Source organism: Streptomyces sp. DSM 40750, from assembly GCF_024612035.1.
Classification (GTDB): Bacteria; Actinomycetota; Actinomycetes; order Streptomycetales; family Streptomycetaceae; genus Streptomyces.
This window is the reverse complement of the sequence record NZ_CP102513.1, coordinates 2,788,209-2,810,414: the sequence shown is the minus strand read 5'-3', so window position 1 is coordinate 2,810,414 and position 22,206 is coordinate 2,788,209. Positions and strand designations below refer to the sequence as shown.

The following is a 22,206-nucleotide window of genomic DNA, read 5'->3' as shown; positions in this document are numbered from 1 at the left end:
CCGCCCGCCCCGGACACGTCGCCGACGACGATCGGGCGGTCCGTACGGTTCACCGGGCGCCCTCCGGGTTCTCCTGCCAGCGGTAGCCGCGCGGCGTCACCATGCGTCCCGCGATCTCCCGGGTCGCCGTGTTGCCCACGGTCACGACGGTCATCATGTCGACCGTCGCCGGATCGAGCGAGGCCAGGGTCGTCAGCCGACTCGACCCGTCCGGCCGCGAGGCGTTGCGTACGACACCGACGGGCGTCGTCGGCTCCCGGTGCTCGGCCAGGATCGAGAGCGCCTTCGGCAACTGCCAGTCCCGGCCCCGGCTGCGCGGATTGTAGAACGTCACCACGATGTCGGCCTCGGCCGCCGCCCGCACCCGCCGCTCGATGACCTCCCACGGCGTGTGCAGATCGGACAGGCTGATCGCGACATGGTCGTGCCCGAGCGGCGCGCCGAGGATCGCGGCGGCGGCGAGCGCGGCCGTGACACCGGGTACGCCGATCACGTCGATGTCGTCGGAGGCCTCGGCGAGCGCGGGCGACGCCATGGCGTACACCCCCGCGTCCCCGCTCCCGATCAGCGCGACGGCCTGCCCCTTCCGGGCCTCCGCGACCGCCGTCCGCGCCCGCTCCTCCTCCGCGCCCAGCCCGGACTCCAGGATCAGTGTGCCGGGCCGCAGCAGATCGCGGATCTGGTCCACGTACTGGTCGAGCCCCACGAGTACGGAGGCGCGCCGGAGTTCGGCCTTGGCCCGGGGCGTCAGCAGATCACGGGCGCCGGGCCCCAGCCCGACCACCGCGAGCCGCCCCCGCGCCGCCCGCCGTACGACCGCACACGTCGCCATCGCCGGCCGCCCGTCCGCCCGCTCCGACTTCCGCTTGGGCACGAGCAGTTCACCCCCGCGTACGAGCGCGGCGGCCTCGGCGACTGAGGGGGTGCCCACGGCGGCGAGGGGAGCGTCGGAGGGGTTGGGTACCTCGACCGCCGCCAACTCCTCGGCCGAGTAGGTCACCAGGGGCACACCCAGCCGTCCGGCCGCCTCGACGACACCGGGTTCGTCGGCCTTGGCGTCGACGGTGGCGAGCTCGCCGAGGGACTGGGGGGAGAGACCGGCGTCGTGGAGGGTGCGGCGGACGAGGTCGAGGATCTCGTCGGCCGGTGCTCCCCTGGAGGCACCGACGCCCACGACGAGGGACGGGGGACGGAGGACGACCCGGGCTTCACCGGCCTCGGGCAGACGGTCGGTCTCGGGCAGACGGTCGGTCTCGGGCAGACGGTCGGTCTCGGGCAGACGGTCGGTCTCGGGCTGGCGGTCGGTGTCGCGCAGACGGTCGGCCTCGGTCTGGCGGACGGCCTCTCGCAGTCGGTCGGTGCCGAGCTGACGGTCGGCCTCGGGTAGACGGTCGGCCTCGGTCTGGCGGACGGCCTCTCGCAGTCGGTCGGTGCCGAGCTGACGGTCTGTGCCGAGCTGACGGTCTGTGCCGAGCAGGCGGTCGGTCACGTGAATCGCCGGTCCGCCGCGCCGGGTGGGCGCGGCGTCCACCGCCGGGCGCCTCACATTCGACGGCAACGCGGGCAGAGGCCAGCCGACCTCCAAGTGCAGCTCAACGGTCTCCCCGTCGAGCACGGCGCGGGAAACCCCGGCGACATCCCCCTCGACAGGCAGCCCGAGCGTGTCCAGCCCAGGCACCCCCACCGCATCCGTGGCGGTCGTCACCACAGGCTGCGCCCCCAACAACTCGCCCACCTCAAGGGCGAGTTCATTGGCCCCGCCTCCATGGCCGCCGACCAGCGAGACGGCGAACCGCCCGCCCTCGTCGACGCACACCACACCCGGGTCGGACTCCTTGTCCCCCAGGAGCGGCGCGACCAGCCGCACCACGGCCCCCGTGGCGAGGAAGCACACGAGCTGCCCGCACTCGGCGAACGCGGCTCGTACGGAGTCGCCGACGGGGCCGTCGTACACGCGTACCCGGTCCGGCCACGCGGCGGCCAGCCGGTCCCGCGCGGCCGCCCCCGCCGCGGTGGCGGAAATGAGGCCGATCACTGAGTGACTCCTTCGTTCCGTGTCTCGGGCGTCGCCTCCGGAGCCGTCGCGCGACGCGCCTCGCGGGTCGCCGCGCGCAGGGCCTTGCGGGCTGCCGGGTCGGCCTTGCGGTACCCGTGGAAGTGGCCCGGGTGGTAGAGGTGCGAGCGGGTGCCCTGGGCGTCGAGGGCCGGGCCGACCAGGAAGAGGGTGTGCTTCCAGAGCTTGTGCTCCTTGACGGTCTCCTCCAGCGTGCCGATCGTGCACGTCACGACCAGTTCCTCCGGCCAGGTCGCCTGGTAGGCGACGACCACGGGCGTCGACGTCGGATAGCCGCCCTCCAGCAGCTCCCGCACCAACTGTCCGCTGCGCGCGGCGGACAGGAAGACCGCCATGGTCGTGCCGTGCCGCGCGAACTCCCGGACCTCCTCGCCGGGCGGCATCGGCGTCTTGCCGCCGCCGAGCCGGGTGAGGATCACGGACTGCGCGACCTCCGGAATCGTCAACTCGCGCTGCGCGAGCGCGGCGACGGCGGAGAAGGAGGACACCCCGGGAATCACCTCGGTCGCGATCCCGACGGCACGACACCGGTCCAGCTGCTCCTGCGTACCGCCCCACAGCGCCGGATCGCCGGAGTGGATACGGGCGACCTTCAGCCCTTCCTCGGCCGCCCGCTCGTACACGGCGACGACATCCTCCAGGGACATGGCCGCCGAGTCGAGGATCTCCGCGCCCTCCCGGGCATGGTCCAGGACCTCCGCCTGCACCAGACTCGCCGCCCAGATCACGACATCCGCCTCCGCGATCGCCCGCGCGGCACGGAACGTCAACAGATCAGCGGCACCGGGCCCGGCCCCGACGAAGATCACCTTGCCGGTGGGCTCATCGGCCATGGGGTTCATCGTTCCTCTCTCAAAGGGCAACGGGGCCGTGCCCCTTCGGTCCGCGCCCCGAAGGGGCGCGGGGCTGTGACATATGCGGTTCCGCCGCGTGGACGCCCGCACCTCGTGCCGGGCCTGGCCGACGGCCTGATACGCGTGGCGGAGTGAGCGACGTTCGGGAATCCGGTCACAGCTTCCCGCCGCGTCCGCCGTCGCGCCGGGCGGGCGCGATGAGGGTGGAGAGGTAGGGGAGGGGCCGGCCGTCCAGCTCGTCGGCGGCCCGGATGGACTCCTCGGCCAGCCCCAGCGCGGACCCCCACACGGCGTCCTCGATCCGTCCGGTCTCCCGCAACGCCTCGACGACGGCCTGCGCCTGCCGCCCGAACTTGTACGCCACCACGGTCCCCGGCCCGTTCAGGGCGTCCTTCAGCACGGCCGCCCCGGCGGTGACGGGCACGAGCGTGAGCGGTTCGGTGCCCTCGGCCAGCACGGCACCGGAGCGCGCGGCGAGGTCCTGCATCGCGGTGATACCGGGCACGGTCTCGACGACGGTCCCCGGCACCAGCTCCCCGATGGTCTGGGCGAGATAGGTGAAGGTGGAGTACACGTTGGGGTCGCCGATGGTGGCGAACGCGACGCTCGTGTGCTCCCCGAGCAGCCGGGCGACCCGCTCCCCGGCGGCGTCCCAGGCGGCCTCGCGCCGCGCCCGGTCGGTCCGCTCATTCAGGGCGAACACGACCCGGACGACCTTCTCCTCGCCCACGTAGTGCAGCACGGTCGCCTCGGCACGCCCCTGCTCCCCGGTGTCCATCACCGGCACGACGACGACATCGGCGGCCCGCAGCGCGTTGACGCCCTTGACGGTCACCAGCTCCGGGTCACCGGGCCCGACCCCGACTCCGATCAGCCTGCTGCTCATGACGTCCGGCACCTCTCCACGAACCGACGGGCGACACCGGGCTCGGACGCCCAGTGCGTGTGCAGATAACTCGCGTGCACACCGCGCTGTACGAAACCTTCGACCCGCCGCCGAGGGGTCCGTACCCCCCAGGCGGGAGCCGGCCCGGCCCCCGGCTCGACGACCGTCCGGTGGAACTCGTGCCCCCGCATCCGCGTCCCCGCCACCGCCAGCACACTGTCGCCGATGGCCACCGCGTCCCGATACCCGAGGGTGAGCCGCGCATCCATCCGAGCCGTGGCGTCGAGCACCCCGCACATGGGCTGCCCGTCCAGCTCCCGACAGAGATACAGCAGCCCCGCACACTCGGCGGCGACAGGAGCCCCGGCCAGGGCCAGCTCGGCGACGGCCTTGCGCAACGGCTCATTGGCGGACAGCTCGGCGGCGTACACCTCCGGAAACCCGCCCCCGATGACCAACCCGCTCGTCCCCTCGGGCAGTTGCTCGTCCCGAAGCGGATCGAAGGAGACGACCTCGGCACCGGCGGCGGCCAACAGCTCGATCTGTTCCGCGTAGGAGAAGGTGAACGCGGTCCCCCCGGCAACGGCGATCACCGGCGGCTCGCCCAGCGTTCGACGAGGAGCGGTGCCCTGCGATGGAGGACGAGGCCGTTCGAGCCGATGGCGGGGGTCCGGGGGCGCGGCCCCCAGGGCCGGGACGGGAAGGGGCGACGGGGGCGAAGAAGCCACCGCCTCAGCCGCGTCCCAAGCCGCACCCGACAACGCCCCCGCACTCCGCGCCAGCGCGACCAGCCCCTCCAGGTCGCACCCCGCCCGCACCTGCTCGGCCATCGCGGCGACCGCCTCCACCGCCGCCGCATGCCGCTCGGCGACCGGCACCAGCCCCAGATGCCTGGACGGCGTGTCCACCTGAGGAGCCCGCCGCAGCACCCCGAGGACCGGCACCCCGGCCGAGTCCAACGCGTCCCGCAGCAACTCCTCGTGGCGGTCCGACGCGACCTTGTTGAGGATGACGCCCCCGACCCGCACCTCCGGATCCCAGGAGACGAACCCGTGCACCAGCGCCGCCACGGACCGCGACTGCGACGACGCGTCCACGACGAGCACCACCGGCGCCCGCAGCAGCTTCGCCACATGCGCGGTGGACGCCAACTCCCCTTCCCCCGCGGCCCCGTCGTACATCCCCATCACACCCTCGACGACGGCGATGTCGCACCCGCGTGCCCCGTGCGCGAACAGCGGCGCGACCAGCTCCGGCCCGCACAGATACGCGTCGAGGTTCCGCCCCGCCCGCCCGCTCGCGAGCGCGTGGTACCCGGGATCGATGTAGTCCGGCCCCACCTTGTGCGGGGACACGACGAGCCCCCGCGCGGTGAGCGCGGCCATCAGCCCCGTGGCCACGGTGGTCTTGCCGCTGCCCGAGGAGGGCGCGGCGACGACCAGCCGGGGGACGGAGGGCGGGACGAGGGAGGGGGAGGAGGTCACGGCGTCACCACTCGATGCCTCGCTGGCCCTTCTGGCCCGCGTCCATGGGGTGCTTGACCTTGGACATGTCGGTCACGAGGTCAGCGAAGTCCACGAGCTTCTCGGGCGCGTTCCGCCCGGTGATGACGACATGCTGGGTCCCCGGCCGGTTCCGCAGCACGTCCACGACCTCGTCCGTGTCCACCCACCCCCAGTGCATCGGGTACGCGAACTCGTCGAGGACATACAGCTTGTACGTCTCCGCCGCCAGGTCCCGCTTGACCTGCTCCCAGCCCTCCCGGGCCTTCTCCTCGTTGTCCATCTGACCGTCGCGCTGCACCCACGACCAGCCCTCGCCCATCTTGTGCCAGTCGACGGACCCGCCCTCACCGCTGGCGCCCAGCACCCGCAGCGCGTTCTCCTCGCCGACCTTCCACTTCGCCGACTTGACGAACTGGAACACCCCGATCGGCCACCCCTGGTTCCAGGCGCGCAGGGCGAGCCCGAACGCGGCGGTCGACTTGCCCTTCCCGATGCCCGTGTGCACGAAGACCAGCGGACGATTCCGGCGCTGACGCGTCGTCAGTCCGTCGTTCGGTACGACACTCGGCTGTCCCTGAGGCATTACGCCGCCCTCCCAGAAGTCCTGTGCGAAGTTCCCTGTACATCCCGTACCAGCCCGGCGATGGAGTCCGCCCGAAGCTCGTCCAACGTCACCGCCGTACCGCCCAGTTCACCCGCGAGCTGCCCGGCGAGGCCCAGCCGCACGGGCCCCGACTCGCAGTCGACGACCACGGAGGCGATGCCCTCGGCGGCGAACAGCCGCGCCGCCCGCCCGGCGAGCGCGACCGGCTCGGGGCCACCCGTGGCCCGCCCGTCGGTCACGACCACGACGAGCGCCCGCCGCGCGGGATCCCGCAGCCGCTCCACCCGCAGCACCTCATGGGCGCGCAACAACCCGGCGGCCAGCGGCGTCCGTCCGCCCGTGGGCAGCGACTCCAGCCGGACCGCCGCCGCGTCCACGGACGAGGTCGGCGGCAACGCCACCTCGGCGGCCGCGCCCCGGAAGGTCACCAGCCCCACCTTGTCCCGCCGCTGGTAGGCGTCCAACAGCAGCGAGAGAACAGCGCCCTTGACGGCACTCATCCGCTGCCGCGCCGCCATCGATCCGGAGGCGTCGACCACGAACAGCACGAGGTTCCCCTCCCGCCCCTCCCGGGTCGCCTGCCGCAGATCGTCACGGCGGACGACCAGCCCCGGCCCGGACCGCCCCCGTGCCCGCTGATGCGGCGCGGCGGCCTGCACGGTCGCCGCCAGATGCAGCTTGGTCAGCGTGCCACGCGGCCGGCGCGCCCCGGTCGTGCGCCCGTGCTCGGTCCGCGCCCGCGAACGCCGCCCGGCGGCGCCCTCACCGAGCCCCGGCACACTCAGCACCTTCGTACGAAAGGGCTCGGCGGCCCCTACGGCGGACCGCTCGCCCGCACCGGCCCCGGAGGGCTGCGGCTCCCCGCCCTCCCCGGCCTCGGGCTGCGCACCGGTGTCACCGCCCTGCGGCCCGTCGGGCTCCGAGGACGGCGGCTGCCCGCCCCCACCGGGCCCGTCCGGGCCGGGATCCGGATCCTCGTCCTGCGACGACCCGCCGAACTCCTCCAGCGTCTCGTCGAGCTTGTCCTCGTCGAGCCCCGGCGCGTCGAACGGGTTCCGCCGCCGCCGGTGCGGCAGCGCGAGCAGCGCCGCCCGGCGCACATCCTCCGCCAGCACCTCGGTCCGCCCGGCCCACGCGGCCAGCGCGGTGGCCGTCCGGGCCATCACGATGTCGGCCCGCATGCCGTCCACCTCGAAGGCGGCGCACGTCGCCGCGATCTGCCGCAGCGCCGCGTCGCCGAGGACCACCGACGGCAACAACTCCCGTGCGGCGACGATGCGTTGACGTACGGCGGCCTCCTCGTCGGCCCAACGGGCCGCGAAACCGGCCGGGTCGTCGTCGTGGGCGAGCCGCCGCCGTACGACCTCCACCCGCTGGTCCGGCTCCCGCGAGGCCGCGACCTCGACGGTCAGCCCGAACCGGTCGAGCAACTGCGGCCGCAGCTCGCCCTCTTCGGGGTTCATCGTCCCGACGAGCAGGAACCGCGAGGCATGCCGTACGGAGACGCCCTCACGCTCGACGTACGAGGCGCCCATCGCGGCCGCGTCGAGCAGCAGGTCGACGAGGTGGTCGTGGAGCAGGTTCACCTCGTCGACGTAGAGGATCCCGCGGTGCGCGTCCGCGAGCAGCCCCGGCTCGAACGCCTTCACGCCCTCGGAGAGCGCCCGCTCGATGTCGAGCGCGCCCACGAGCCGGTCCTCCGAGGCGCCCACCGGCAGCTCGACCATGCGCGACGGCCGCGTCTCGAACGCCGGCTCGTGCGGCCCGTCCGGGCACGCGGGGTCCGGCTTCGAGGGGTCGCACGAGAAACGGCACCCCGCGACGACCTCCACCTCCGGCAACAACGCGGAGAGCGCCCGCACGGCGGTGCTCTTCGCGGTCCCCTTCTCACCACGCACCAGCACACCGCCGACGGCCGGCGACACCGCGTTCAGCAACAGCGCGAGCCGCAGGTCGTCCTGGCCCACGACCGCCGTGAACGGAAACGGAACACTCACTTTTCGTCGCCTTCCAGATCGCCCTCAAGCTCCAGATACGTGGCCCGCAGCCGCTCGATCGTGTCGGCGTCCGGCTCGGCCCACAGACCGCGGTCGGCGGCCTCCAGCAGACGCTCGGTGATGCCCCTGAGCGCCCACGGGTTGGACTTCTTCATGAAGTCCCGGTTCTCCGCGTCGAAGACGTACTCCGCGCTGAGCTTCTCGTACATCCAGTCGTCCACGACCCCGGCCGTCGCGTCGTACCCGAAGAGGTAGTCGACGGTCGCCGCCATCTCGAAGGCGCCCTTGTAGCCGTGGCGCCGCATGGCCGCCATCCAGCGCGGGTTGACGACGCGGGCGCGGAAGACGCGGTGGGTCTCCTCGCCGAGGGTCCGCGTCTTCACCTGGTCCGGAACGGCACTGTCACCGACGTACGCCTCGGGGCTCGCCCCCGTCAGATGCCGCACCATGGCGACCATGCCGCCGTGGTACTGGAAGTAGTCGTCCGCGTCGACGAGGTCGTGCTCACGCGTGTCCACGTTCTTCGCGGCGACGGCGATCCGCTTGAACGCCGTCTCCATGTCCCCGCGCGCCACCCGCCCGTCGAGCCCGCGCCCGTACGCATAGCCGCCCCAGACGGCGTACACCTCGGCCAGATCCGCGTCCGACCGCCAGTTGCGCGCGTCGATCAGCGGCAGCAACCCCGCCCCGTACGCCCCCGGCTTCGAGCCGAAGACACGGGCCGTCGCCCGTCGCCGGTCGCCGTGCTCGGCGGTGTCCTCGTCCACGTGCGCCCGTACGTAGTTGGAGTCGGCGGGCTCGTCCAGCTCCGCCACGGCCCGTACCGCGTCGTCGATCAGCGCGACCACGTGCGGGAAGGCGTCCCGGAAGAACCCGGAGATCCGCACGGTGACGTCGATGCGCGGCCGCCCCAGCTCCGCGAGCGGCACCACCTCGAACCCGGTCACCCGGCGCGACGCGTCGTCCCACACCGGACGGCACCCCAGCAGCGCCAGGATCTCCGCGATGTCGTCGCCCTGCGTGCGCATCGCGGACGTACCCCACACCGTCAGCCCGACGGACTTCGGATACGCCCCGGTGTCGGTCAGATACCGCTGCACGAGCGAGTCGGCGAGCGACTGCCCGACCTCCCAACTCAGCCGGGACGGAATGGCCTTGGGGTCGACGGAGTAGAAGTTGCGGCCGGTCGGGAGCACGTTGACCAGCCCGCGCGTCGGCGAACCGGACGGACCCGCCGGGACATAACCGCCGTCGAGCGCCTTGAGGATGTGGCCGATCTCGTCCGTGGTCCTCTCCAGGCGGGGCACGACCTCCTCGCACGCGAACTCCAGCACCGCTACGGCGTCCGGCAGTTCGGCGCCGATCACCTCACGCACGAGCGCCGGCACGGCCGCCACGTCCCACTCCCGAGCCTCCATGCCCTCGGCGACCCGCCGGCACAGCTGCTCCAGCAGATCGATCGCGTCGGCGGCCGTACGCGACGGCCCCTCGACGAGCTCCGTCAGCTCCACCGGCACCTTCACCGGCAGCCCCGGCTCGGCCAGCAGCTCCTTCTCCACGAACCCGAAACGGTCGGCGAAGCAGGCCCGGAGCCCCGGCAGCGCGTTCGCCTTCCCGCCCCACACCTGCGAGGCGCGCAGCACGGCCAGCACGAGGTTGACGCGCGGCTCGCCGACCGGCCCGCCACCGAGGATGTGCAGCCCGTCGCGGATCTGCACGTCCTTGATCTCGCACAGATAGCCGTCGATGTGCATGACGAACTCGTCGAACGCCTCGTCGTCCGGCTGCTCGTCGACATGCAGGTCGTGGTGCAGCTCGGCCGCCTTGACCAGCGTCCAGATCTGCGCCCGCACGGCCGGCGCCTTCCCCGGGTCCAGATCGGAGACCAGCGCGTACTCGTCGAGCAGCTGCTCCAGCTTCGCCAGATCGCCGTACGTGTCCGCGCGCGCCATCGGCGGTACGAGATGGTCGACGACGGTGGCGTGCCCGCGCCGCTTGGCCTGGGTGCCCTCACCGGGGTCGTTGACGATGAAGGGGTAGACGAGGGGGAGTTCACCGAGGACGGCGTCCGGGGCGCAGCCGCCGCTGAGCCCCAGCCCCTTGCCCGGCAGCCACTCCATGGTCCCGTGCTTGCCCATGTGCACGATGGCGTCCGCGCCGAACGAGTTTTCGAGCCACCGGTACGTCGCCATGTAGTGGTGCGACGGCGGCATGTCCGGGTCGTGGTAGATCGCGATCGGGTTCTCCCCGAAGCCGCGCGGCGGCTGGATCATCACGACGACGTTCCCGAACTGCAGGGACGCGAGCACGATGTCGTCCCCGTCGACGTACAGCGAGCCCGGCGGCTCGCCCCACGCGTCCAGCATGGCCTGCCTGAGTTCCGGGTCGAGCTTGTCGAACCACGCCCGATAGTCGGCGAGCGGCACCCGCGCGGGCGCGGCGGCCAGCTGCTCCTCCGTCAGCCACTCGACGTCGTGACCACCGGCGTTGATGAGCCGGTGGATCAACTCGTCGCCGCCGGAAGGGTATGCGGTGACGCCGTATCCGGCCTCCTTGAGCGCGTCCAGCACTCGCACCGCCGAGGCGGGCGTGTCCAGCCCCACCGCGTTGCCGACCCGCGAGTGCTTGGTCGGATACGCGGTGAAGACGAGCGCGAGCCTCTTCTCCGCGTTCGGCTTGTGCCTGAGCCGCGCGTGCCGTACGGCGATTCCGGCGACCCGGGCGGCCCGCTCGGGGTCGGCGACGTAGACCGGGACGTCGTCCGGCCCCTGCTCCTTGAAGGAGAACGGCACGGTGATCAGCCGCCCGTCGAACTCCGGGATCGCGACCTGCATCGCCGCGTCCATGGGGGAGAGAGCCGCGTCGGACGCGTCCCAGGCCTGCCTCGACGACGTGAGGCAGAGTCCCTGCAGTACGGGCACGTCGAGGTCGGCGAGCGCCCCGATGTCCCACGCCTCCTCGTCGCCGCCGGCCGATGCCTGCGAGGCGTGCGTGCCACCGGCGGCGAGCACGGTGGCGACCAGCGTGTCCGCCTTCGCCAGGATCTCGTACAGTCCGGCGTCGGCTCCGCGCAGCGAACCGCAGTACACCGGAAGGGCGTTGGCGCCCCGCGCCTCGATCGCGTCGCACAGGGTGTCCACGAAGGCGGTGTTGCCGCTCAGTTCATGGGCACGGTAGAAGAGCAGGCCGACGGTCGGGCGGCCCTCGACGACCGGACGCTCGCCGTGGACGCCGTACTCCGGCATCTTCCGCGGCTCGACGAACCCCTCACCCGTCAGCAGCACGGTGTCGGACAGGAACCGCGCCAGCTCGGTGAGGTTGGCGGGGCCGCCCTCGACGAGATACCGCAGCGCCTCCGCCACGACTCCGGCGGGCACGGACGACTCGGCCATCAACTCGGCGTCGGGCACGGCCTCGCCACCGAGCAGGACGGTCGCGATGCCGGAGGCCTTGAGCATGGCGAGCCCGTCCTCCCAGGCCCGCTTGCCGCCCAGCAGCCGTACGACCGCGATGTCCGCGCACTCGACGAGACCGGGCAGCTCCTCCGCCACATCGATGCGGGTCGGATTGCCGATCCGGTACGAGGCGCCGGCCGCGGCCCTGGCCGCCAACAGGTCCGTGTCGGCGGTCGACAACAACAACACTGTGCTCATGCGGGCGCTCCCGGTGGAATGAAAGGCAGTCCTGTGGGCGCGCCCGACTCGATGAGCCGCCAGAGCGCGTCCGTGTCCGCGTGTTCCTCGATCAGATCGCCGAGCCGGTCCAGCTGTTCCTCGCGCAGTGCGGCGAACGACGTGTCGGCGGCCGGCACGAAACGGCGCCCCGCGGCGGCCGCCACCTCGCGCAGAAACGCCCGCCGGAACCCGTCCGACTCCAGCGACCCGTGCCAGTGCGTGCCCCAGGTCTGCTCGACCCGGCACCCGTCCAAGAAGGGGTCACCGCCGACGACTTCGGCGACCCCGTGATGGATCTCGTAGCCGTCGACCCGCTCCCCGAGGGCCTCCCCGACGGGCCGTGTCAGCGTCTTCTCCCGCGCGAACCGCACGCGGACGGGAAGGAGTCCGAGCCCTTCGACATGGCCTCGGCGGCTCTCGACCTCGTCCTCGATGTGCTCGCCGAGAACCTGGAACCCACCGCAGATGCCGAGGGTCGGCCGCCCCTCCGCGGCCCTGCGCAGGAGGGCGTCGGCGAGGCCCCGCTCCCGCAGCCACTCCAGCGCCCGGACCGTCCCCCTGGTGCCCGGCACGACGACGAGATCGGCGTCGGCCAGCTCCTCGGCCCGGTCCACGAACCTGACGACGACACCGGGTTCGGCGGCGAGCGCGTCCACATCGGTGAAGTTGGACATCAGCGGAATCGCGCACACGGCGACCCGCAGCACGTCCTCCCCGACGGGCGGCGCGACATTCGACTCCCGGACCGTCCCCCGCAGCGAGACCCTGAGCCCGTCCTCCTCATCGATCCCGAGGCCGTGCCGGAAGGGCAGCACACCATAGGTCCGCCGCCCGGTGAGCCCGTGCAGCATGTCGAGCCCCGGCTCCAGCAGGGAGACGTCCCCCCGGAACTTGTTGACGAGGAACCCGGCGACGAGCGCCTGGTCCTCGGCGGACAGCAGCGCGACGGTCCCGAAGAACGACGCGAACATCCCGCCGCGATCGATGTCGCCGACGACGAGCACGGGAAGCCCGGCATTCCTGGCGATCCCCATATTGACGATGTCGGTCCGCCGGAGATTGATCTCGGCAGGACTGCCGGCCCCCTCACAGATCACCGCGTCATACGTGCCCCGCAACTCGGCGAGACAGTCCAACACGGTCCCGAGCAGCCGCTGCTGCCGCCCGCCGTGATAGCCCCGCGCGCTCAGCTCACCCACGGGCTTCCCCAGCAGCACCACCTGACTGCTCTGCTCACCGCCCGGCTTCAACAGCACGGGATTCATGACCGCGGCAGGCTCGATGCGACAGGCCTGCGCCTGCATCGCCTGCGCCCGCCCGATCTCGGCGCCCTCCTTCGTCACGAAGGAGTTGAGCGACATGTTCTGCGCCTTGAACGGCGCGACCTTGACCCCCTGACGCACCAGCCACCGGCAGATCCCGGCGGTGACGACGCTCTTACCGGCGTCGGAGGTGGTCCCGGCGACGAGCAGTCCGCCGCCCCGGGCACGACTGCCGCTCATGAGTTCCCCTTTTCCCGCTGCTGGGCGGGGCGCCCCACAACCCGCTCCCGCAGCAGCGACGCACCCGCACTGACCCCCAGCGCCAGCCAGCTCACCCGCCGCGACAACCGAACAGCCCGCTCGATGTCCGCGACTTGTACAGCCCGCCCCTCCCCATTCAGCACAGGCCGATGCTCGACCCGCCCCCCATACGACAACGTGCCCCCCAACCGCACTCCGAGCGCCCCCGCGAACGACGCCTCCACGGGCCCCGCATTGGGACTCGGATGCTTCCCCGCATCCTTCCGCCAGGCCCGAACGGCCCCCCGCGCATCTCCACCCGCGGCCGCGGCCAGCACCGCGGTGAGCCGGGCCCCGGGCCACCCCGCCACATCGTCCAGCCGAGCCGAAGCCCACCCGTACCGACGATGACGCGACGACCTGTGCCCGACCATGGCATCCAGCGTGTTGACGGCCCGGAACCCCAGAAGCCCCGGCACCCCACCGACGGCGCCCCACACGAGCGCCCCCACCACCGCGTCCGACGTGTTCTCGGCGACGGACTCCACGACAGCCCGCGCGATCCCGTCCGAGTCGAGCGCCTGAGGATCCCGCCCGCACAGATGAGGCAACCGGGCCCGCGCACCCTCGATGTCCCCGGCGTCGAGGAACCGCCCCACGGCCCGGGCCTCCCGCCCGAGCGAAGTCCCCCCGACGACGGCCCAGGTGGCGGCACCGGTCAACGCCACGGAGGCGGCACGCGACGGCCGTACGGCGGACGCGGCGACGGCACCGAGCGCCACGGCGCCACCGGCGCACACGGCGGTGTGCAGCGCGCCCCACCCCCGGTGGTCCCGCCACAGCACCCGCTCCACGGCACCCGCCGCCCGCCCGAACGCGGCGACCGGATGCCCCCGGCGCGGATCACCGAACAGCAGATCACCGAGGAGCCCGGCGGCGGCGCCGTACGCGAAGACGCGATCGGCACGCACGGGTTCAGCCGATCGCGAGGTCGGGCAGGGACCAGGTGCTGAAACTCAAGTGGCAGCCGCGCATGGCGATATGTCCTCACTCAGGGTGTCCACGCCCTGGTTCGACGAGACCGACGGCGAGAGTTCCTGGCTCCCGGGGAAGGTTCTTCCCCGGTGACAGTGGCGGGACCGCGCCGGACTCGCACCGGCTTCCTCTCCTGCCGTCGTACATGGCCCCGGCAGTCCACCACGCCCTTGGAAGACCCGTCAACTTGCTGTTGACCTGCGGTGGAGCGGTGTGCTGAGCCCCACACCGCTGAAATCCCGTCAGACGCCCGAATCGGCTCTTTCCGCGCTCTTCCCCGACCCCCAGGCTGGGAACACTTGAGGGAACGGCAGTACGAAGGCTGAGCGCCGACGCGCGGTATCGGGTGATGTGTTGCGTGGAGGTGGCTGCCGAGGAGAGGCGTGTCATGGCCCGTGACGCGAACTCGAAGAGTGACGCGCTGCTCGTCTTTCGCTACGCGGCGTGGTGTGGTTTTCTGGCGGGGCTTGTGGACCCGGGAGCGGGCGGATCGTGAACATCCGCTCGGGAGACGGGAGGTGCACACATGGGAGACCGAGCGAGGGAGACCGCCTCGGCGCGCACGGGGAAGCCGGGTGAGTGGCGAGACCGGGTGACAGCGGCCGCCCCACTGGCGCTCTTCTGCTCAGTGATGGGAGTGCTGTCCGTCGGGGCGGGCGCCTTGGCCGCGCTTCTCGTGCCGAGTGGTGAGGTGCGTGGTCTCGTCTGGCTGGTGGTGACCGTACTCGGCGCCGCCGGGGCCGGCCTGTGGTGGGGGCTGACCCCGGTCACGGAGCGGCTCCGGGTCCTGAACCGGGCGTTGGGGGAGGCTCGGCCCCAGCGGCCGCACCACCGCTGACGGCGGTGTCCCGAGGACCGGTGGAACGGTGACGCGACGCCCTGCCCAGCCATGCGCCCAGAGCGGTGACGAGGGCCGCGCCCACCGCGCCGATCACCGCCGAGGCGAGCGGTGAGGCGCCTCCGAGCGGAATGCCGGGGCCGAAGCTGCTCGACACGGCATGCGGCAGCGTCCTGCTGTTCGGCATCTCGGTCGCCACCCGGATCCCGCAACTCCCGCCACCACGCTCGTATCCCGAAGGCCGCCATGAGGCCCCCCGTGCAGAGAAAACCCCCGAAAGCGTCACAAAGCGCTTACGGGGGTTGATTCTGAAGTTGCCGGTGCCGACCCGAGGGGGCCGTGGGATTTCCGGTCTCAGGTCATGATCAGGGAAATTCCGTACGCCACGGCCGCCGCGCACAGCGCGAAGCACGCGTACGCCCCGGCGGTCGCCGGCGCCACCGAGTCGCCCCGGGTTGACGCCTCCTCCCGCTTGGAGAGGCCGACGATGCCCAGGGTGAAGAGGCCGACGAGGGCCACGGTGACCACGAGGCTGACTCCGAAGACGGAGCCGAGGGCTGCCCAGTCGATGTGCATGGTGGTGATCTTCCTCAGGGAGTCGCGGGGCTCAGACGGCGGGCGTCGGCGTGGGCGGGTTCGTCGAGGCCGTGGTCTCGGCGGCGGTCGCGGCCGCGGGGGCCGGGATGGTCGCCGTGAGCTCCTCGGTCACCGTGCCGGCCGGCGGCGGCGTCACGGCTGCGATCGCCGTGGTCACCACGCCGGGCGTCTCCTCGGCGTCGTTCACATTGGTGTGGTCGACCACCTCGCGGCGTGAGACCACCCAGATCGCGGCGCTGGAGGCGATGAGGAAGACCGCGACGACGGCCGTGCCCCAGGTGCCGAAGGACGTGACCCACTCGGCGAGCGCGGCGACCAGCGCGGCGGCCGGCAGGGTCAGACCCCAGGCGACGAACATCCGGGTGGCGGTGGACCAGCGGACCACACCGCCCTTGCGGCCGAGGCCCGCGCCCATCACGGCGCCGGAGACCGAGTGCGTGGTGGAGAGGGAGAAGCCGAGGTGCGAGGAGGCGAGGATGACCGTGGCCGCGCTGGTCTGGGCGGCGAAGCCCTGCTGCGGCTGGAGGTCGGTCAGGCCCTTGCCCATTGTGCGGATGATGCGCCAGCCGCCCAGGTAGGTGCCGAGCGCGATGGCCATACCGGCGGAGACGATGACCCAGACCGGCGGGTCGGAGTCGGGCGCGAGAGCGCCACCGGCGACCAGGGCCAGGGTGATGATGCCCATCGTCTTCTGGGCGTCGTTCGTGCCGTGGGCCAGCGAGACCAGGCCCGCGGAGGCGATCTGACCGGCGCGGTAGCCCTTGCCGGAGGCCTTCTCGCTCGTGTGCTTCCCGAGCCTGTACGTCAGCCGGGTGGCGAACATCGCCGCGATGCCGGCGACCAGCGGGGCCGCGACGGCGGGGATCAGCACCTTGGTGACGAGCACGTCGCCGTGCACCCCGCCCAGGCCGGCCGAGGCGATCGTGGCGCCGACGAGACCGCCCATCAGGGCGTGCGAGGAACTGGAGGGGAGTCCGACGAGCCAGGTCAGCAGGTTCCAGAGGATGGCGCCCACGAGCGCCGCGAATATGACCTCTGGCTGTATGCCGGACTCGTCGACGAGTCCCTTGGAGATGGTGTTGGCGACCTCGATGGAAAGGAACGCGCCGACAAGGTTGAGCACGGCGGACATGGCCACCGCGACCTTGGGCTTCATGGCGCCGGTCGAGATGGTGGTGGCCATCGCGTTGGCGGTGTCGTGGAAACCGTTCGTAAAATCGAACGCGAGCGCGGTGATCACCACGATCGCGAGGATCAGCGAGAAGTTTTCCATTTACCCAGGCTTCTTTCGGACGTCAGTGGCATGTGGACCGTAGGCAACCTGGATGAACGGAAGATGAACTCAGACAGGCGTGCGGGTGTAGTGAATGAGGTGTCGCCGTTCCGCTTCTATGCCGACGGGCGCGTCGAGCCCGGCGGAGCGGCAGCCCCGTGTTCGAACTGAGACGGAATGTCGAGGTCCGCTACCCCTTGGCGAACTTCTTCAGCCGGCTCGTTGACCCGTTGAAGAGATTCTGGTCACCCGGCAGGCTCCCGCTGCCGTTGTCGTGCTGCCAGATCGTCCAGAACTTCCACCCCGCGGGCAGCTCTCCCGCCCCCGCGGAGTTGTACCGGGCCAGCCACAGCGCGTGGTTCCCGCCGAAGGCCGTGCTGTTGCCGGTGCAGGTCTTCCACCAGTGGGTGGTCGTGTAGATCACCGGACGACGGCCGGTGAGGCGCTTGACCTCGTCACTGAACGACTTGATCCAGCCGACCATCCTGCCGTCGCTCAGGCCGTAGCACTTCCTCTTCTTGTCGTACGGGTTGTACTCGATGTCGAGCGCCGGCGGCAGCGTCCAGCCGTCCGCGCGCCAGCCGCCGCCGTTGTTCACGAAGTAGCGGGCCTGGGCCTTGCCGGACGACTTGTCCGGCACCGCGAAGTGGTACGCGCCGCGGACCAGGCCCGCGTTCCGCGAGCCGTTGTACTGCTGGCCGAAGTACGGGTTGCGGTAGGTCGTGGACTCGGTCGCCTTGACGTAGACGAACCTGGCGCCCTTCGACTTCGCGCTCGACCAGTTGACCTTCTTCTGGTGCGAGGAGACGTCGTGCCCCTTGGGCCTGGCGGCGGCCGAGACAGGGATCTCGACGAGAGCGGTCCCCCCCAGGGCGAGCGCCGCGACGGAGGCCGCGAATGCGCGGTTGCGACGACGGGACTGCTTGAGATCACGGGCCATGTTTCCCCCCGGAATGGCGACGTGTGCGACAAAACAACCGGAGGCTACTGGAAGATCCCCGAAACGCCGTCGATCACCGGCCAATCGCCAACACCGGGTGATGTATGCGCATATGGGCTCTTCCGCAGGCCCGTCTTCGGCCCTACAGTGCCCACGCCCAGGCCCGTTCATCGCCGTCCGCCTGGCAGGATCACGGCATGGCTGAACAGCGGCGCGACGCCCGGGACGGGCGGGACACGGGTGAGGATCCGCAGGATTCACGAAACGTACGGCGACGGCGTGTGCCGGACGACGTGGCGCGCGCGTGGGACGAACTCGTCGCGACCGCCCGCCGGACGGTGACCGACGGTCTGGTCGTCGGCACCTCCGGCAACGTCTCCGTACGCGTCAGGGGCACCGTCCTGGTCACGCCGACGGGCGTGCCGTACGACCGTCTGACTCCGGACGACGTGACGGGCGTCGACCTGTCCGGCCGGCAGGTCCTCGGCACGCTCCGCCCGACGAGCGAACTCCCCATGCACCTGGCGATCCACACCACGACCGACGCCCGCGCCGTCGTCCACACGCACGCCGTCCACGCGACGGCCGTCTCCACCCTCGTGAGCGAACTGCCGCTGATCCACTACATGTCAGCCGCCCTCGGCGGACCCGTCCGCGTCGCCCCCTATGCGGCCTACGGCACCCCGGAGTTGGCCGAGAACATGCTCCGCGCCTTGACGGAGCGCACCGCTTGTCTCCTCCAGAACCACGGCACGGTCACATACGGAAACACCCTCTCCGAGGCCTACGACCGCACGGCCCAACTCGAATGGATGTCCCACCTCTGGCTGACGGCGTCCTCGGTACCGGGCCTCAGCCCGAACCTGCTCACCCACGCGCAGGTGGCGGAGGTGGGGGAGCGGCTGCGGGGGTACGGGCAGCCGGGGTAGGCGGGCTCGTCGACACCCAGCCGAGTCGGCACGGCCCGGCGGTGTCCCTCTCATCCGCGCTCCTTTGCGCACCAGGGCTGTGCGCTCGTCACCCCGGTCACCCGGAATCCCATGCCCACTGGCCCATGGCGGGGTTCGCCAGGACACTGGAGCCGTGCGTGCAGTCAAGGCGGCAGCCTCGGCCCTCGGGGTCGTGTTCGCGGCCGGCGCGGCCAGTGTCGCCGTGGGCCGGCTGGCGAGTGACGTCGCGCTGAAGGCGCCGCCGGGCGGACCTCTGCCCACGGAACCCCGGCTGACCGTGCACTCCACCGCCGCGGGCCGTATCGCCCTGACCCGGGCCTTCGCCTCACAACGCCCCGGCACCTACGGCCTCACCGGTCACGGCTCCCACGCGGTCGTCGGCGGCGTCCTGGACGGTGCCCCGCACGCCGCGGACACGGTCGTACGCCGCCTGGAGCGCGTCACCCACGGCACCCTGGAGCCCGGCGACAGGGTGTGGCTCACCCCGAACACCCACATCGGCGACCCGCGCACCGCGCTCGGTCTCGACCACGACGACGTCGACGTCCCCGGCGAACTCGGCACCCTGCCCGCATGGGCCGTGCCCGCGGCCCGGGACACCTGGGTGATCGCCGTGCACGGCCTGGGCGCCACCCGTGAACACGCCTTGAACGTCATGGAGTTCCTGCACCACCACCGCTTCCCGGTCCTCGCCCTCGCCTACCGCGGCGACCCGGGCGCACCCCGCTCGCCGGACGGCCTGAACCACCTCGGCGAGACCGAGTGGCGCGACGTGGACGCGGCCATCCGGTACGCCGTGCGGTTCGGCGCCGAGCAGGTCGTCCTGTACGGCTGGTCCACCGGCGCCACCATGGCCCTGCGCGCCGCCACGTACTCCCCGCTGCGCGACCGCGTCGCCGGACTCGTCCTGGACTCACCGGTCCTCGACTGGACGGCCACCCTGCGCGCCCTCGCCGCCGCCCGCCGCACCCCCGGCGTCCTGCTGCCCCTCGCGGTCCGCGCCGCCCAGGGCCGTACGGGACTGCCCGCCGCCCCCGTCGACCAGACCGCCGTCCCGCCGGAGCTCAGGACCCCGACCCTGCTCTTCCACGGCCCCGACGACGTCGTCGCCCCCTGGGACCCCTCCCGCCGCCTCGCCGCCCGCCACCCCGGCCGGGTCACCCTCCGCACGGTCCGCGACGCCCCGCACGGCGCCATGTGGAACGCCGACCCCAAGGCCTACGAAGAGGCCCTCCGCCGCTTCCTCACACCGCTGATGTAGCGGCCGGGCCGACCGGCGGCCGGCGGCCGACGCCGGCCCAGGGGCGCCGAAACCCGCCGCCACAGAGAGGTACGCCACATTCCGTTTAGCGTCGAACCAGGGCGATCCTCCTCGGTGTCGACCCCCTGGGGAACCCGTGCGTTGGCCATCCCTGTCGCCCGCTGTGACATTCCGTTTGGGTTTTCGGACCGTCAACCGGAAGACTGCCCCCGTGACGTCCCGTAATCCGCGCGACTCCAGGCTCCGACTCGTCAGCCCGCGAACCCTGGCCGCCGCTCCCCGAGCAGCAGTGACCCAGCGCCGCCGACCGGCTCCCCGGCCCCCGGAGGGCACCCCGCCGCCCGCGGAACTCGCCCGCATGGCCCGCGCCGTCCTGGCGGACGCGGCCCGCGTCGCCCACTGGGCCGATGCCGCCCTGCGCCCCGGCCGCGAGGGCGCGAGCTCCGACGGCAAGGGCACCCTCTCCGCCGCGAGCGCCCAACGGGCCGCCGCCGACCTGGGGCTGACCCCGGATCAGGTGCACCACGACTGGGACACGGCACGTCTGGCCGGCCTCGTCGAGGTGCACGGCGACAGCGCGCGCCCCGGCTGGCGGCTGCGCGCCTGGAACCGCGACGACAGTGCCGTACTGCGCGGCTGGGTCGCCTTCTTCGACGCCTGGTCCATCGCCCACCCCGAGCCCGCGGACCGAGAGCCCGCCGCCGTCGCCGAAGTCGTCTCGGCCATGCCGCAGGTGCTCTCCTTCCTCCAGCTCTCCGCCGGACCCGTCCCCGTGGAACAACTCCTCGACCTCCTCGACCAGCGGGTCACCGAACTGCGCACCGAGCGCTGCGAGGTCCCCTACGTCCCATCCGTCGCCCACCACCCTTCCGACGAGGCGCTGCGCGCCGCACCCCCCGATGCCGAGGCGACCGCGGAACCCAGCCCCGAGGACACCCCTCTCGCCCCGCTGCTCGACTGGTCCCTGCGCGCCCTCGCCTCCGTCGGCGCCCTCACCTACGGCGACGGCCAGGCCACCCTCACCCCGCTCGGAAGCTGGGCGGTCTGGGTCAAGCTGGAGCAGATCTGCGTCGCCGCGCAGAGCCCCGCCGGGAACATCGAGGTCTCCGCCGAGGACATGCTCCGCGGCTGCGCCCAGCTCCGCCCCAACGCGGCCCGCGCCGAGTACCGCGCCTGGCTCGCCGCCCGCCCCGTCGGCGGCGCCGTCACCGAACTCATCGACGCCGCCCGAGGCGAGGACGCCCTCATCCGCGGCCTCGCCTTCGAGGCGCTGCGCGTCGTCGGCGCCCCCGCCGAGCCGGACGTACGCACCGTCGCCGACGAGACCCCGCTGCGCCCCTACGCCCTGCTGTGGCTCGCCGAACACGACGGCGCCGACCCCGAGGACGCCCACGAGGTGCTCACCCGCGAAGAGGCCACCTGGCTCTGGGTGGACACCGCCGCGGCCGTCGCCGACCACGGCGAGGCCCCGCTGCTCGTACGGCATCTGGAGTCCGCGGTGCAGGCCACGGTCCCCGCGCTGCTCGCCGAGGTCCGCGCGGTCGGTCACCCCCGCACCGTCCAGGTCCTGGTCGCCCTCGCCGCCGCCCACCCCGACCCGGCCCTCGCCAAGGCGGTCCGCCGAGCCGCCTTCCAGGTGCACACCGGAGGCAGCTGACCGGGGAGACCGAGCCGGCCGGCGCCGGGCCGAGCGGCCCGGTCGCGTGGACGTCAGCCGCCTGTCTCGGGGGCGTAGGTGCCGAAGCTCCACACATTGCCCTCGGCGTCCCGGGCCATGTAGTCGCGCGATCCGTACTCCTGGTCCGTCGGGGGCATCAGGATCTCCACACCGTGCTCCACGGCCCGCCGGTGGTGGGCGTCCACGTCGTCCACCACGATGTACACCCCGGCGGGCCCCGCGCCCTTCATCGCGCCGTCGAAGACGCTGCCGCTGCCCTTGGAGCCCACCATCACCGCGCCGTTCCCCTGCGTCAGCTCGGCGTGCTGCACCACCCCGTCCTCGCCCTCGTACACCGACAGCTCGGTGAAGCCCAGCGCCTCCGTGAGCTGCCTGATGGCGGCCTTGGCGTCCGCGTACAGCAGCGTCGGATAGACGCTCGGACGCCCGTCGCTCCTGCCTGCCATACCGATCACGACCTCTCCGTCGTCCGGAATACGATCTGCTGCACAGTTTTGCACCCGGCACTGACAACACCCTGCCGAGCGAGCGAGAGGTC

General features: G+C 72.3%; 18 protein-coding genes and 1 riboswitch. Of the genes, 5 read left to right on the top strand and 13 right to left on the bottom strand.

Going from position 1 to position 22,206, the window contains the following annotated elements:
• Positions 1-49 precede the first annotated feature (49 nt).
• The 9 genes from cobJ to JIX55_RS12510 form a co-directional block, all read right to left on the bottom strand.
• Complete coding sequence (gene cobJ / locus JIX55_RS12550) at positions 50-2,035, bottom strand: precorrin-3B C(17)-methyltransferase (RefSeq protein ID WP_257563381.1); 1,986 nt, start codon at positions 2,033-2,035, stop codon at positions 50-52.
• Entirely contained in the window at positions 2,032-2,907 is an 876-nt protein-coding gene (gene cobM / locus JIX55_RS12545; protein ID WP_257563380.1) for a precorrin-4 C(11)-methyltransferase, read from the bottom strand. The genes cobJ and cobM overlap by 4 nt, the downstream gene beginning before the upstream one ends.
• 175 nt (positions 2,908-3,082) lie before the next feature.
• The gene (gene cobI, locus JIX55_RS12540) at positions 3,083-3,814 is read right to left on the bottom strand and encodes a precorrin-2 C(20)-methyltransferase (protein ID WP_257563379.1); all 732 of its coding nucleotides are present in this window, start codon (positions 3,812-3,814) and stop codon (positions 3,083-3,085) included.
• The gene (locus JIX55_RS12535; protein WP_257563378.1) at positions 3,811-5,298 is read right to left on the bottom strand and encodes a cobyrinate a,c-diamide synthase; all 1,488 of its coding nucleotides are present in this window, start codon (positions 5,296-5,298) and stop codon (positions 3,811-3,813) included. Before JIX55_RS12535 ends, cobI begins: the two co-directional genes overlap by 4 nt.
• 4 nt (positions 5,299-5,302) lie before the next feature.
• A complete protein-coding gene (gene cobO, locus JIX55_RS12530) occupies positions 5,303-5,902 on the bottom strand; it encodes a cob(I)yrinic acid a,c-diamide adenosyltransferase (protein ID WP_257563377.1) in 600 nt (199 codons plus the stop codon).
• Complete coding sequence (locus tag JIX55_RS12525) at positions 5,902-7,920, bottom strand: putative cobaltochelatase (protein WP_257563376.1); 2,019 nt, start codon at positions 7,918-7,920, stop codon at positions 5,902-5,904. Before JIX55_RS12525 ends, cobO begins: the two co-directional genes overlap by 1 nt.
• A complete protein-coding gene (gene cobN, locus JIX55_RS12520) occupies positions 7,917-11,573 on the bottom strand; it encodes a cobaltochelatase subunit CobN (protein ID WP_257563375.1) in 3,657 nt (1,218 codons plus the stop codon). Before cobN ends, JIX55_RS12525 begins: the two co-directional genes overlap by 4 nt.
• Positions 11,570-13,096: a cobyric acid synthase gene (locus JIX55_RS12515; RefSeq protein ID WP_257563374.1), complete on the bottom strand. Its 1,527-nt coding sequence runs from the start codon at positions 13,094-13,096 to the stop codon at positions 11,570-11,572. Before JIX55_RS12515 ends, cobN begins: the two co-directional genes overlap by 4 nt.
• Positions 13,093-14,067 (bottom strand): cobalamin biosynthesis protein, encoded by a 975-nt coding sequence (locus JIX55_RS12510; RefSeq protein WP_257563373.1) that lies wholly within the window; start codon positions 14,065-14,067, stop codon positions 13,093-13,095. The genes JIX55_RS12515 and JIX55_RS12510 overlap by 4 nt, the downstream gene beginning before the upstream one ends.
• A gap of 98 nt (positions 14,068-14,165) precedes the next feature.
• Positions 14,166-14,310, bottom strand: a riboswitch (cobalamin riboswitch).
• A gap of 170 nt (positions 14,311-14,480) precedes the next feature.
• Between JIX55_RS12510 and JIX55_RS51430 the strand changes: the two genes are divergently transcribed.
• Together JIX55_RS51430 and JIX55_RS12505 are read left to right on the top strand one after the other, a co-directional pair.
• Positions 14,481-14,627 carry a DUF397 domain-containing protein gene (locus JIX55_RS51430; protein WP_443046408.1) on the top strand — a complete coding sequence of 49 codons (147 nt, stop codon included), beginning with the start codon at positions 14,481-14,483 and terminating at the stop codon, positions 14,625-14,627.
• Positions 14,628-14,657: 30 nt separating this feature from the next.
• Entirely contained in the window at positions 14,658-14,969 is a 312-nt protein-coding gene (locus JIX55_RS12505) for a hypothetical protein (protein ID WP_257563372.1), read from the top strand.
• A 354-nt stretch (positions 14,970-15,323) separates the two neighbouring features.
• Here JIX55_RS12505 and JIX55_RS12500 read toward each other — a convergent pair whose 3' ends face one another.
• The 3 genes from JIX55_RS12500 to JIX55_RS12490 all read right to left on the bottom strand — a co-directional run bounded on the left by JIX55_RS12500 (position 15,324) and on the right by JIX55_RS12490 (position 17,779).
• Positions 15,324-15,545: a hypothetical protein gene (locus tag JIX55_RS12500; RefSeq protein WP_257563371.1), complete on the bottom strand. Its 222-nt coding sequence runs from the start codon at positions 15,543-15,545 to the stop codon at positions 15,324-15,326.
• 31 nt (positions 15,546-15,576) lie between these two features.
• Complete coding sequence (locus tag JIX55_RS12495) at positions 15,577-16,839, bottom strand: inorganic phosphate transporter (RefSeq protein ID WP_257563370.1); 1,263 nt, start codon at positions 16,837-16,839, stop codon at positions 15,577-15,579.
• Between the two features lie 190 nt (positions 16,840-17,029).
• Positions 17,030-17,779 carry a lysozyme gene (locus JIX55_RS12490; RefSeq protein ID WP_257563369.1) on the bottom strand — a complete coding sequence of 250 codons (750 nt, stop codon included), beginning with the start codon at positions 17,777-17,779 and terminating at the stop codon, positions 17,030-17,032.
• 197 nt (positions 17,780-17,976) lie between these two features.
• On the opposite strand from JIX55_RS12490, the gene JIX55_RS12485 reads away from it, so the two are divergent.
• The 3 genes from JIX55_RS12485 to JIX55_RS12475 all read left to right on the top strand — a co-directional run bounded on the left by JIX55_RS12485 (position 17,977) and on the right by JIX55_RS12475 (position 21,647).
• Complete coding sequence (locus JIX55_RS12485; protein ID WP_257563368.1) at positions 17,977-18,708, top strand: class II aldolase/adducin family protein; 732 nt, start codon at positions 17,977-17,979, stop codon at positions 18,706-18,708.
• A gap of 154 nt (positions 18,709-18,862) precedes the next feature.
• Positions 18,863-19,990 carry an alpha/beta hydrolase family protein gene (locus JIX55_RS12480; protein ID WP_257563367.1) on the top strand — a complete coding sequence of 376 codons (1,128 nt, stop codon included), beginning with the start codon at positions 18,863-18,865 and terminating at the stop codon, positions 19,988-19,990.
• Positions 19,991-20,201: 211 nt separating this feature from the next.
• Positions 20,202-21,647 carry a hypothetical protein gene (locus JIX55_RS12475; RefSeq protein ID WP_257563366.1) on the top strand — a complete coding sequence of 482 codons (1,446 nt, stop codon included), beginning with the start codon at positions 20,202-20,204 and terminating at the stop codon, positions 21,645-21,647.
• A gap of 53 nt (positions 21,648-21,700) precedes the next feature.
• Here JIX55_RS12475 and JIX55_RS12470 read toward each other — a convergent pair whose 3' ends face one another.
• Positions 21,701-22,123: a VOC family protein gene (locus JIX55_RS12470; protein WP_257563365.1), complete on the bottom strand. Its 423-nt coding sequence runs from the start codon at positions 22,121-22,123 to the stop codon at positions 21,701-21,703.
• Positions 22,124-22,206 lie beyond the last annotated feature (83 nt).